The following is a 13,507-nucleotide window of genomic DNA, read 5'->3' on the forward strand; positions in this document are numbered from 1 at the left end:
CATGAAAACTCCTTTTTTATGACTTGTGAAGGTCGACTGAAGCGCTTAATCTCAGTGTCTCTGTATTGATCAAAAACTATTCTGCAGTATCCCGATTTAATGTGCGCAAAATGCTGTCGGCTTCCAATTCTTGTTGTCGGGCATCGATCTGGTGCTGTTTATAGTTTTGCACGGCAATTCTGCTTGCTCTTTGCGAAACGAAAAAACCAGCAATAGCGATCGCCGTAATTACTGTAACGCCCCAAGCATGCTTTTTCTTGTCTTGCTTTACAAGCCAATACATGATTCCAATATAGGGAATCGCAAAAAACAGATAGAAAACGATACTTGGAGTAACCATAATGATGCTAAATTTTATTCTGCAAAAGTATGCTTTTGCCGATAATAGTTTAAAATTTTAACGTCATAAAATTGATCGTCGAGATTTTAAATGCTGTAGTTTGAAATCTTATACAGTTCTACAATAAACAAAAGCTCGCGTGTTCCGCTTTACAAGCGCCCACTCTCTTCCGTATTACTCTTGAACAGAGATTTCATCTTAAAGGCCTTGCCTACGTTGATATTATATGTCGCCGAAAGCGTAAAGACACGGGTTTGTTGACGTGTAGACACAGCAATAACATCATCATTATAATAACTTTTTGCATTAAAGTTCGTGTGATAAAAGATATCACTAACTGATATAGCTGTCGTAAGCTGGTCGTTGAAAAAACGTTTGCGAAGCCCCAAATCTACATTAGATATAAAACCCGTGATGATATTGCCTTGTAGCACTCGTGGAGTATACAAAGCACTCAGACTAGCTGTCCACCCTTTTTTGAAGGAAAATTCATGCTCCGACTGGAGGATAAATGAGGTTAAATGCAGATCGAACTCTGGCGCGACAGAACTGGTGGATGTGAGTAATAGATTATTAGTAGAAGTCCACCAAGGGCGAAATTGTATCGGCGCACTAATAGTAGCCGTGTATACTTCCTCTCTTCCCGTGTTCTTGCGCCATATCAACAACATGTCTGACTGCGGATCGGTCTCGATGATCTGATAGATGACGTCTTTGGTATTGTTGTAGCTGAAACCTAAGTAATACTTTTGTTGGAATAGATAGGAGAGTTCGCTACCAGTTGTGATTTGTGGGCGGAGTAACGGATTGCCAGCAATCACTGAAAAATTATCTAGAAAATAACGATAAGGATTTAGCTCATTATAAGATGGTCTTTGTATCCGTCTGTTTGCGGTGAGTGTCATGATGTGTTTGCCTTCTTGATCCAGGCTTTTTTGTAGATGTAATGAAGGGAAAAGATTAAAATAATCTGCACGGATCAAAGTGTCCTGTCCATCACCGATGACTTCACCTCTGATACGACTGTTTTCACCTCGCAACCCCAAGGTAAATTCTGCTCCATACAATTCTCCACTTAAGCTTACAAAACCTGCCGCGATTTGCTCCTTGTAGAGGTAGTCAAATGCTCGCTCATCATTGAACCAAATATTTTGCCGCATTATATCATAAGCGTTTTCATTCGTAATATCCGTGTTAGATAGTTTTGCACCCGCTTGTACGTCCCAACCATTGATCCATTTTTTTTGATATTTTGCTTCGGCTGTCGTGATCTTCGATATACTAGGAAAGCGAAAAATAAAAGAGGTATCCTGAAGGAATTGACCTTGTACATCGAATGTGTTACTAAATGTGCTGCTATTAAATGATTTATCGCTATTCGTGTAATCCGCTACTAACCGAAAATTAGATCCTAGTGTGTCGGTTTTCCAATGATAATTTAATCCGATGTTGTGATAATCAACGGGTCTGTTCATAGGAAAGCGGCCTGTAGAAACTGTATTTTTGGAAGGATTTAGATAACTAATCTCTGTGTGTGAAAAAACACTATCGACCGATTTTGTAAACCTTCCGGTGTAATCTATTGACAGGGTGTGATTTGTTGAGATGTCGTAAAAACCCGAAAGACGAATACGATGATTTTGATCACGCTGTACGCTGTTATTGGCTGCGGTATATCTGCCTTGATCAGACAATGTGCGCGATTGTGTAATGTCTTCAAATTCTTTAGCTGCTGAGTATGAATAGTCTGCAGAAAGTGTAAGTTTACCAGCATTATAATTAACCCCAGCGAAGGGACGAAAAGAAGAGTATCTACCCAATCCTTTAGAATAATCATGTCCTACTTTTGCTTGCAAACCACTTTCTCTGCGCTTTTTCATGATAATGTTGATCAATCCGCCCGAGCCAGCAGCTTCATATTCTGCTGGCGGGCGAGCGATCACTTCAATCGAAGCGATGTCTTCAGCCTTGAGATTGCGGAGATAATCTCTCAAATCGTCGCCGCTGATGTTAAGCATGCGTCCATCAACCATGACTCGTGTGCCTGACACGCCATTGATCGATATATTTCCCTGCATGATAAATACACCTGGAGCCATGCTTAGCAATTCCATGGATGATCTTCCGGCTGCTGACACCATATTCTCTACATTCAGCACCAAACGATCGCGCTTGCGCGAGATCATAGGTTTTCGAGCGGTTACCGAAACTTCTTCCAATACATTCTGATCTCGATCCAGTTTTAGCTGACCCAGACTGGTGTTTTCTGCGATTGATAACGCTTGCGTTAGCGTCTGATAGCCGACGATCTCAATCAAGATATTATATTTACCCTTGGGTAAGCTTTCAAATCCAAAGAACCCCGATTCGTCCGTGAATTTGGTGAACGTTTCTTCGCTGCCATTTTGTTTGAGTGTTACTGTGGCAAATGAAATAACTTCGCCTTCTGAAGTAACGACTGTACCCTTTAGTGTGTTAGTTTGTGTTTGTGCAGTTGTTGGAATTGCTATTAGTGTTCCGTAAAAAAGTATCATAGCAAGCCGAAAGCCATGAAGTAGTGGGCTGGAAACTATCTTTAAAGGCATAATTTGGTCTAATACTCTAATAATTAATTTGGTTAGTATGCTGTTTTTACTTTACTCCTAAGATATATATTATATTATTTAGAAATATTAAGATTTCTGTTAAAAGGCGTTATTTTTCGAGCAAAGTCCTTGTGTTTTATTTCTTAACTATGATTTAATGTGAATAGGCCGCACCCATGTTGCTAATTGGTCACGTTTTTGCAGTTACTATTAAGGTATTCGTAAAAATAATTGAATACCATTGTTGACACGGAAATATTTTATACTTTTGTCTGTCAGAATTTTAAGAAGAAAGAAGGATGCACTGTCATAACTATAATAAGGAAGTCGTTTTGCGAGCAAATTGCATGCTAGCAGTACGTGCTATGAGTCATAGTTATGCGTTTTGTTGTCCCGTTCTGCGATTTCGACGACCAATACTGCCTCGGGCTTGATAAAGGGGCAGGAAATTTCCAGATAGGCAGCCGCTATTTAGCGCTCAGACGTGTGCTGCTATTACAATCGTTAATTCATGTTTAGATTCCACGTTGAGTGGAGTGTTTTTTAGGTCGAAGTCTCAGAATGATACTTTCAGATTTTTTGATTATTCCTGCTAATGCCTCGCATAAAGATTATGCTCAGCAGATTTGTGACGAAATGTTTGAGTCTGCCAAAGCGCGAGGAACAGGTATTGCCCGTCGCAACCCGAATACATTGCCAAGAAAATGGAGGAAGGTAAAGCCGTGATTGCCTTGCACAAAGATGGTCGGTGGGCTGGTTTTTGTTATATCGAAACCTGGAGCCACGGCGATTATGTGGCCAACTCAGGCTTGATCGTGAATCCGGTATTTCGTAAAGAAGGCTTAGCAAAAGCCATCAAAAAGGAGGTTTTCGAATTGTCCAGAGAGCGGTATCCCAAGGCCAAAATATTTGGATTGACTACCGGTTTGGCCGTGATGAAGATCAACTCTGATCTTGGTTACGAACCCGTAACTTATGGCGAGCTTACCCAAGATGAAGAATTCTGGAAAGGATGCCAATCTTGCGTTAATTTCGACATTCTGACGGCCAAAGAACGAAAAAATTGTATGTGTACTGCTATGCTTTGGGATCCTGTCGAGAAAGAACGGGAGCTGAAAGAAAAGATCCAACGCAAAGCAGAAGCCAAATTGAGGCTAAATCGTATTGCTAAAAAGCAATCACTACTCAAGCGCATCGAAGCGAAACTCTGGAAATCCACAAAAAAAATGGTCACTTTTGTATTCCCGGTTGGTGTCAAGCCAGCCAAAGGATTTTAATTTATATATCACAACAATAAGATGAAGAAAGTCGTTTTAGCATTCAGTGGTGGTTTGGATACCTCGTTTTGCTGTATATACCTGTCCAAGGATTTGGGTTTGGAAGTACACTCGGTTATAGTCAATACCGGTGGTTTCTCAGCCGAAGAATTGCAGACAGTAGAAAAGCGCGCGTACGAATTGGGTGTAAAATCGCATACCACAATCGACGAAACCGAAGATTATTATAGCGATACGATCAAGTACTTGATCTTTGGTAATGTGCTCAAGAATGCCACTTATCCATTATCGGTATCAGCAGAACGTGTAACGCAGGCGACTGCGATTGCGAATTATGCGAAGAAAATTGGGGCCACTTGTGTAGCTCACGGTTCTACTGGTGCTGGAAATGATCAAGTACGTTTTGACATGATTTTTCAGACCTTAATTCCAGGAATCGAAATCATTACTCCAATACGCGATCTTAAATTATCTCGCGAAGCAGAGATCGAATACTTGAACAAGCACGGTGTAGAATATTCGGCAGAAAAAGCCAAATACTCGATCAACAAAGGCCTTTGGGGAACTTCCGTCGGTGGCGCAGAAACGTTAACTTCGAATCAATACCTGCCCGAATCGGCTTGGCCAACGCCAATTACACAAGATCAACCGCGTCAGATCACGATCGACTTTGAAAAAGGCGAACCAGTTGGTTTGAATGGCGAGAAAATTGGAGCGGTGAAAGTGATCCAACAATTGCAAGAGTTGGCACAACCTTATGGCATTGGTCGTGATATTCATGTGGGCGATACCATCATCGGTATCAAAGGTCGTGTTGGTTTTGAAGCTGCTGGGCCAATCATTTTGGTCAAAGCGCACCACATGTTGGAAAAACATACGTTGACGAAATGGCAACTGTCTTGGAAAGACCAAATCGCTGCTTTCTACGGAAACTATATGCACGAAGGGCAAATGCACGATCCCGTGATGCGCGATATCGAAGCGTTTTTGAGTAGTGCGCAAGCTACGGTAACTGGTCGTGTAATTGTAGAGCTACATCCGCACCGTTTTGTAATTATCGGCGTGGAGTCGGATCATGATTTGATGAACAACAAATTCGGAAGCTACGGCGAAATGAATGAAGGCTACACCGGCGACGATGTGAAAGGATTTTCTAAAATATTTGGTAATCAAGTAGGAATCTGGTTTAAAGTGAACGGGCAGTCGTAATCAGCGACAGCCAACTAATAAGAAAGTACATGACGAAGATAAAAGCAGGAATAGTAGGCTCAGCCGGCTATACCGGAGGTGAATTGTTGAGAGTGTTGATCTACCATCCTGAGGTGGAGATTGTGTTTGCAAATAGCGGATCCAATGCCGGCAAAAAGGTATATGCGGTGCATAATGACTTGCTGGGCGATACCGAACTCGAATTTTCTACCGACTTCCATGCTAATATCGATGTGCTTTTTCTTTGCTTAGGTCATGGCGATGCGCGCAAATTTCTGGATCAAAATCCAGTAGATGCTAAAGTCAAAATCATCGATCTATCGCAAGATTACCGTTTACGCGATCATCAAGCGTTTGCAAGTGGTCAATTTGTTTATGGATTACCGGAGCTGAACAGGGAAGCGATTAAGCAAGCGCATTATGTGGCGAATCCAGGCTGTTTTGCAACCAATATTCAATTGGCGCTGTTGCCGCTGGCCAAGGCTGGATTATTGCCTAATCAGATTCATGTCAACGCTACCACAGGATCTACTGGCGCAGGACAAAAACCTAGTGCGACGACACATTTCTCGTGGCGCAACAATAACCTGTCGGCTTACAAATCTTTCGAGCACCAGCATTTGCAAGAAATATCCGAATCGTTAGATCAATTGCAAAACGGTTATTTGCCAACGGGCGATGAATCCTTATTAGCTCGTGCGCAGCAACGGATCAATTTCATTCCGCAACGCGGTGATTTTGCACGTGGCATTTTCTCAGCGATCTATGTGGATACGGATATTTCAGTGGCTGATGCATATGCTTTGTACGAAGATTATTATCAATCGCATCCATTTACCTTCGTAAGTGACGAAAATATCGATTTGAAGCAAGTGGTAAATACCAATAAAAGTATTATGCACTTAGAAAAGCATGGCGATAAATTATTGATTCTGAATGCTACAGATAACTTGTTAAAAGGAGCTTCTGGGCAAGCGGTACAGAACATGAACCTCATGTTTGGCTTGGACGAGCGTGCGGGCTTGAATCTAAAACCGGCTGGTTTTTAGATCTATAAAAGTATTATATGAAAATGGCAGTGAGTTGAAGCTTGCTGCCATTTTTTATGCGTCATCGCGAGGCACGAAGCGATCTGTTTTTTTTTAAGTTGATAAGGTTAATAAAGTTCAGAAAGTTGATAGCCATAGTTCCAAATTAAGTTTAGATTGCCGCAGCCTCGTGGCCTCGGCTTCGCAAAGACGTGTCGATCGAGGGAATTACTAAATAACACCTTAATCAAGAGTTTCTTCAAACTTTTTCTTGATAAAAAGCTTGGCAAAAATCAAGACTGCATTCCTTTCTGCTATCCGACCTCAGAAATCCTAAACAAAAATAAACTCGCTGCGCTCAAACAGATTTTTGTTATTCACGGATTTACTTTCGGACGGCTTGACGCAGTCGGAACGCTAGGTCGGATGAAGCAAAAGCTACACTTGTCCATCTTGTAAACCTTATGGATTAATCAAGTGTTGCTAATTAGAAGCCAGAAAGTCATCTAAATACTTATATCTATATACATACTACTATCTTAATACTAACTACTCCATACTAATTAACATCTTAAGCACGATCCTTCTAATTCATCAAATGCCGCCTTAGCGGATTGGCAATAGCAGTGGGATGCACTAACGTTGTGCCAATACGGTCAGCGGCGAGTTTTGGATACTTTTGCGATCAAAGTATCATGCCCGCCCGGCTCAAGGGCAAGCATAGCGATCTTAAAACACAAAATGGGCTGCGTCGAATAACGCAGCCCATTTTATGTCTATTTAAAACCTTTTATGAGGCAAAAACCACATCTAGCGATTCTTGGAGTGCGACAATGGTTTTGCTTAAATCATCTTTTGTATGCGCTGCAGAAATAAAACCAACTTCGTAACCTGAAGGGCCGAAGTAGATGCCGCGATTTAGCAATTCGCGGTGCATTACCTTGTACTGCTCCATTGATTCGTGCACGATCTCATCTGCACGCTGAATTTTATCTTGATCGGTGAACGCGAACCAAAATATCGATCCGATAGTAAATATTTTGACGCGATATTCTTTTTGCGCAATATGCGCCTGAATTTCCTGTACAAATTTTTGCGTAACTCCTTCCAGATTTTCGTAAAATCCGTCTTGCGCCAAGATGCTTAGTGCGGCTATACCTGCGGACATGGCCACCGGATTTCCTGATAATGTGCCGGCTTGATACACACCGCCATCTGGCGATATATGACTCATCAATTCATTGGATGCACCATAAGCGCCCACAGGCATGCCGCCGCCAATGATTTTGCCGTAAGTGATGATATCCGGTTTGACATCGTAATAGCGAGCTGCACCTTCAAATCCCAGACGGAATCCGGTGATTACTTCATCAAAGATCAAAAGAGCACCGTTCTCCTGCGTGATCTCGCGCAAGAATTGTATGTATTCGCGGTCTTGCATCAGCAAACCATTGTTGGCAGGAATACCTTCTATAATTACCGTGGCGATTTGATCTTTAAAATCTACGAAAACCTGTTTCAATGCTTCATAATCATTAAGCGCGATCACAATCGTTTCATCAGCAAATGCTTTTGGTACGCCGGCAGAAGATGTTTCTCCGAAAGTGACCAAACCAGATCCTGCTTTTACCAGAAGTGCATCGGAGTGGCCATGGTAGCAGCCTTCAAACTTGACGATTTTATCCCGTTTTGTATATCCTCTCGCCAAGCGAATCGCTGACATCACAGCTTCTGTACCTGAGCTTACAAAACGAATTTTATCGAGATATCTGTTATTGTTGATGATGAGGCTGGCTAACTTATTCTCTAATGCTGTAGGAGCGCCAAAGCTCAATCCTTTGTGCAATTGCGCAGTGACAGCTTCACGGACAGCATCATTGTTGTGACCCAAAATAAGCGGCCCCCAAGAGCAGCAATAATCAATAAACTCATTGCCATCGGCATCCCACAAATGTGCTTTGTCGCCACGTTCAATAAATAGGGGCGTGCCATACACGGATTTGAAAGCGCGCACCGGTGAGTTTACGCCGCCTGGGAAATAACCTTTTGCTTCTTCGAATAATTGACCTGATTTTTCTCTAGAAATATCCTTTTCTACCTTCGCCATCTAAAATTTTGTTTTGATGTGCGAATTTATCCATTTCGGGTTAGATATCGTTCATGTGAAAGTCAATATTGACTACTAGGCTTCCAGATTACCGGTTTTAAACACTGTAGGGATTGTTTTTGTGATAAAAAGCGTATATTCATCACTCAAATACAAACTACCGATGATATTTACCAAAAAAATAGGTGTAGCGTTAGGGATGTTAGCAACTACGTTGACTGCTTGTAACACGGAAACTCCACCAGCACCAGAACCTTATGGCGCACTACCTTCCGAACGTCAGCTTCGCTGGCATGAAATGGAAACCTATGCATTGATCCATTTTACTCCAACTACTTATCAGAATAAAGAATGGGGATTTGGCGATGCCGATCCGGCTATTTTTAACCCAACAGAATTCGATGCAAACCAAATTGCAGAAGCCGCTGCCGCAGGTGGATTTAAAGGATTAATTTCGGTGGCCAAGCATCATGACGGTTTCTGTCTGTGGCCAACTGCTACGACCAAATATAGCGTAGCAAGTTCTCCTTGGAGAGACGGTAAAGGCGATATGGTCAAAGAATTTATGGAAGCGGCCAAAAATAATAATCTAAAGTTCGGGGTGTACCTGTCGGCTTGGGACCGCAATGATGAACGGTACGGATCGGACGCGTACCCCGAGGCTTATCGTCAGCAATTGACCGAGTTGATGACAGGATATGGAGATTTGTTTACTTCTTGGCACGATGGTGCAAATGGTGGTGATGGTTACTACGGCGGTAGAAATGAAAAGCGCACGATCGATCGCACCACGTATTATAGTTGGAAAGAAAAAACTTGGCCGATTGTACGTAAGCATCAACCGATGGCGATGATTTTTTCGGATATCGGTCTTGATATGCGCTGGGTCGGTAACGAACATGGCCATGCAGCAGAAACGAGTTGGGCAACGATCACGTTGAAAGGAAAAGAAGGGAAAGAGCCAATGCCTGGATTTATGGATGACAGCAATTTATCAACCGGAACACGCGGAGGAGAATCTTGGATTCCGGCCGAATGTGATGTGCCGCATCGGTCAGGTTGGTTTTACCATCCAGAGCAAGATGGGCAGGTGAAAAGCCCGGATGCCTTATTTGATATTTATTTAAAATCTGTAGGTCGCGGAGCGAACATGAATCTAGGATTGGCACCTATGCCTAGTGGTTTGTTACATGCGAATGATGTCGCTTCATTGAAAGGGTTTGGAGAGAAATTAGAAAAAACCTTTGCGACCAATTTGGCGCGCAAGGCGAAACTGAAAGCTTCTAATACACGTGGCGATCACAAAGCTTATGCGGCAGAGCAGATTTTGGACGATGATCGCTATTCGTACTTCGCTTCTGATGATGATGTTTTAGATCCTTGGTTGGAATTAGATTTGAGCGGTGAACAAGAATTTGATTTGATTCGCTTGCGTGAAAATATTAAGCTAGGACAGCGTTTGGATAGTGTACGCATCTTTACTTGGGATGGACAAAATTGGCAAAAGATCGCATCGGCTACTATCATCGGAGCTAATCGTATCATTAAATTGAGCGAACCCGTGAAAGCGACCAAATTGCGTATTGAGCTGTTTGCGCCAGTAGCGCCTACGCTCAGTGATTTTGGTCTGTACAAAGAAGCGTATGTAGATTATCAGGTGAGTGATGAGGCAAAGAAAATCGACCGTCTGAAAGCTGCTGATTATAAAATCGTATCTACAGCTGATTTATCGGCTGCAACCGATAATGATCCAAAAACTTGGGTACAGGTGAAAGAGAAGAATTTGGTTTTCGAACTAGGTGATAAAACCGTTGCTGGCTTCTTCTATTTGCCAAGGCAAGATGGCCAAAAGGATGGAATGGTCACGCGTTATCGATTTGCTGGTAGTCAAGACAATAAAAATTGGGAAATCTTTTATGAAGGAGAGTTTTCGAACATTAAGTCAAACCCAATTGAGCAAGTCGTTAGATTTAGTAAGAATGTGCAATACCAACAGATTCGCTTTGAAGCAGTAGAGGCTGCGGGTGAAGGTTTTACAGCTAGCGAAATAGGATTTATAAAATAATATCCTACTTCTGTAGACCGTTGTTTACTTAAATAGCCATCAATTTTCTTTTAACGAAAATTGATGGCTATTTTGCATACGTATTAATCTTATACATTATGTACTATAGGTCAATTTTGCATTCAATTAGGTATTGGAGTTTCGTTTTTACGGTTTTATTACTTACCTGCTGCCAGAAGGATCCGCGCCAGCATGGAGATGATAGCGGTGAAGTGTTCACGGTCAATTTTAATGTTCAAGATCCAGCGTGGGCTAACTCGCTACCCAATGGCGCCGCCGCGGTTTTGCCAACGAAAATTCAAAAATTGAATGCTGATGTGCAGTATCTCTATTTTTGGTCATTTAACAATGAAACGCTCCAAGCTGATATTGCCGTTCAGCCTAGTGCCCAGATCACGTACAATGACGGGCTAGTTCCATCTGGTTTTGCTGCAGGATGGCCGTATGGCGATTATATTGGTGGCCGTGCATTATCAATTGTAGGCGCTAAGGATATAGTATTTGAATTGCCTGTCCAAGTAGTTGCTTCCTTTGAAATGTTGGGGTTTGATGTCAGCTCGTCAGCCACTGGACCCAAAGCCTTTGATCTGTACTATAGCTTTGATAATGAGGATTGGCGTGTGCTGCAAATGGGTAATCAATTTTCAAATTTTCTTACAAGTCAAGCTCGTAATACCTTTACATATGATTTGAGTGACATGGTATTGGATGGGCATGAGCATATCCGTTTGCGTTTAGAGATGGCTGCTGGTGAGCGAGGGTCGGGTAGTGCGTACAATGAAAATACGGGTGCTTTAAGATTAGATAATTTTCGACTTCGTGGAGTACTGAGAAATGCGGAACCATCTGAAGGCGAACAATTACGCATTTATGCTTTTGATCAAGAAAATGGTAATCTGGTGTCGTCGGTTGTGCAAGATTATAGTGCAGGCATGCTGGTTGCTTCTATGGATTTACCGCATGGTACATACCAATTTTCATTCGTCAGAAATAATACTCACTCTAATTTAATATTGCCCCCACTTGTGTCTTCGGCCAGTACTTATTTTATGAGTAATCGTTTTTCTGCTTACAAAGGCGAGGTCTTTGGTGCAGAGCGCTCTATTTTCATTAATCAGAATATGCAAGAATCTGTGCGGCTTGATCGGTATTTCAGTCAAATAAAATTTCAATTCACAGATGCTCAGGATTTATCTATCGTAGATCGTGTAGTTGTAGTTCGCAAAGGTGAGCCATTTTTCTATGCGCCTTTTAATCTACAAATGATGAATCCTGTACTAGATCAATCAGAAATTGAACTGCACCCCAACTTTGGTCTAAGCAAAGAGTTGCATTTTAATCAATTTATAGGTCGGGTAGATAATCCTGTGAATCTAGATTATCAGTTACTTATTTATGGGGCATCTGGTGAATTGTTACGGACTTTGGATGTTGCGGCACTCGCTAGAAATAATGTACAAATAGTTTTTAGAGGAGAGTTACTCGGGTCACTGCCTTTTGATACCGGTTTTCAGATCGATATTAATGAAGAGTGGGACGATCAGGTCGAAGTGCAGTTCTAAATCAATAGGTTACAAATCAATTTTTTACAATTCATTTTGTTTGTGTTGGTATATTATATATCTTTGCACCTCGTTTGGTTGCAAGACTTGTTTTGTGCCTTACGAATAAATGTTACAGTATAGCTTCCACTTACTAACAAACATTTACAAATATTAAATTTATAACGAAATGGCAAAAGAAGTCGGTGCGTTAGTAAAATTACAAGTAAAGGGCGGTGCGGCTAATCCATCACCTCCAGTAGGACCTGCTTTAGGTGCTAAAGGGGTGAACATTATGGATTTCTGTAAGCAGTTCAATGCTCGTACGCAAGACAAGCCTGGTCAAGTTCTACCAGTTGTCATTACAGTTTACACGGACAAATCTTTTGATTTTATCATCAAAACTCCTCCGGTTGCGGTACAGTTGAAAGACGCTACCAAAATCAAGAGTGGATCTGGTGAGCCTAACCGTAAAAAAGTAGCTTCGGTTACTTGGGATCAGGTAAAGCAGATTGCAGAAGATAAAATGCCAGATTTGAATGCGTTTACTGTAGAGTCAGCTATGAGAATGGTTGCAGGTACGGCGCGCAGTATGGGTATCACTGTATCAGGTGACGCTCCTTGGAACAATTAATTAACGAAATCAGTTTAAGAAAGTGGCTAGATTAACAAAAAATCAAAAAGCGGCACTATCCAAAATTGAAGCTGGTAAAGCGTATTCTTTGAAAGAAGCTGCGGCTTTGGTAAAAGAAATTACAACGACTAAGTTTGATGCTTCTGTGGATATCGACGTTCGTTTGGGCGTAGATCCTCGTAAAGCGAATCAAATGGTTCGTGGTATTGCAACGTTACCTCACGGAACAGGTAAAACTGTTCGCGTTTTAGTATTGTGTACTCCTGATAAGGAAGAAGAAGCTAAAGCAGCAGGTGCAGACTATGTAGGTCTTGATGATTACATCAGCAAGATCGAAGGTGGATGGACAGACGTTGACATCATTATTACTATGCCTAGTGTAATGGCAAAAGTGGGTAAATTGGGCCGTATTTTAGGTCCGAGAAACTTGATGCCTAACCCTAAGACAGGTACTGTTACTACAGAAGTAGGTAAAGCAGTAACTGACGTAAAAGGCGGTAAGATTGATTTCAAAGTCGACAAAACAGGTATTATCCACACTTCAGTTGGAAAAGTGTCATTCGATGCAGACAAGATTTATGATAACGCGTTAGAAGTGTTGCAAACACTTTCACGCCTTAAACCATCTGCAGCGAAAGGTACATACTTCAAAAGTATTCACATTTCATCGACTATGAGTCCTGGTATTCATATCGAGACTAAATCAGTAGCGGGTATTTAA

Annotated in this window: 9 protein-coding genes and 1 pseudogene; 7 read left to right on the plus strand and 3 right to left on the minus strand. The window is 41.8% G+C overall.

The features are described from left to right. Window positions 1-76: 76 nt before the first annotated feature. Together A0125_RS09165 and A0125_RS09170 are read right to left on the minus strand one after the other, a co-directional pair. Window positions 77-283, minus strand: coding sequence for a hypothetical protein (locus A0125_RS09165; RefSeq protein ID WP_231863190.1), 207 nt, complete (start codon window positions 281-283; stop codon window positions 77-79). A 206-nt stretch (window positions 284-489) separates the two neighbouring features. After that, window positions 490-2,925, minus strand: a complete 2,436-nt coding sequence (locus A0125_RS09170; RefSeq protein WP_082784987.1) for a TonB-dependent receptor — start codon at window positions 2,923-2,925, stop codon at window positions 490-492. A gap of 561 nt (window positions 2,926-3,486) precedes the next feature. Between A0125_RS09170 and A0125_RS09175 the strand changes: the two are divergent. The 3 genes and pseudogenes from A0125_RS09175 to argC all read left to right on the plus strand — a co-directional run bounded on the left by A0125_RS09175 (window position 3,487) and on the right by argC (window position 6,460). Further along, a pseudogene (locus tag A0125_RS09175) lies at window positions 3,487-4,202 on the plus strand (GNAT family N-acetyltransferase). Window positions 4,203-4,223: 21 nt separating this feature from the next. Beyond that, a complete protein-coding gene (gene argG / locus A0125_RS09180) occupies window positions 4,224-5,411 on the plus strand; it encodes an argininosuccinate synthase (RefSeq protein ID WP_066754858.1) in 1,188 nt (395 codons plus the stop codon). Window positions 5,412-5,440: 29 nt separating this feature from the next. Continuing rightward, window positions 5,441-6,460: an N-acetyl-gamma-glutamyl-phosphate reductase gene (argC, locus tag A0125_RS09185; RefSeq protein ID WP_066754860.1), complete on the plus strand. Its 1,020-nt coding sequence runs from the start codon at window positions 5,441-5,443 to the stop codon at window positions 6,458-6,460. A 769-nt stretch (window positions 6,461-7,229) separates the two neighbouring features. On the opposite strand, the gene hemL is transcribed toward argC, so the two are convergent. Then, on the minus strand, window positions 7,230-8,546 hold the full coding sequence (gene hemL / locus A0125_RS09190) for a glutamate-1-semialdehyde 2,1-aminomutase (protein WP_066754863.1): 1,317 nt from the start codon (window positions 8,544-8,546) through the stop codon (window positions 7,230-7,232). A gap of 163 nt (window positions 8,547-8,709) precedes the next feature. Here hemL and A0125_RS09195 point away from each other — a divergent pair, with 163 nt between their 5' ends. From A0125_RS09195 to rplA, 4 genes are all read left to right on the plus strand, one after another. Beyond that, complete coding sequence (locus A0125_RS09195) at window positions 8,710-10,611, plus strand: alpha-L-fucosidase (RefSeq protein WP_066754865.1); 1,902 nt, start codon at window positions 8,710-8,712, stop codon at window positions 10,609-10,611. A 98-nt stretch (window positions 10,612-10,709) separates the two neighbouring features. After that, a complete protein-coding gene (locus A0125_RS09200) occupies window positions 10,710-12,173 on the plus strand; it encodes a hypothetical protein (RefSeq protein ID WP_066754868.1) in 1,464 nt (487 codons plus the stop codon). Window positions 12,174-12,342: 169 nt separating this feature from the next. Continuing rightward, on the plus strand, window positions 12,343-12,786 hold the full coding sequence (gene rplK, locus A0125_RS09205) for a 50S ribosomal protein L11 (protein WP_066754869.1): 444 nt from the start codon (window positions 12,343-12,345) through the stop codon (window positions 12,784-12,786). Window positions 12,787-12,808: 22 nt separating this feature from the next. Further along, entirely contained in the window at window positions 12,809-13,507 is a 699-nt protein-coding gene (rplA, locus tag A0125_RS09210; protein ID WP_066754870.1) for a 50S ribosomal protein L1, read from the plus strand.

The sequence above is a fragment of the Sphingobacterium populi genome (assembly GCF_001586775.1).
GTDB lineage: Bacteria > Bacteroidota > Bacteroidia > Sphingobacteriales > Sphingobacteriaceae > Sphingobacterium > Sphingobacterium populi.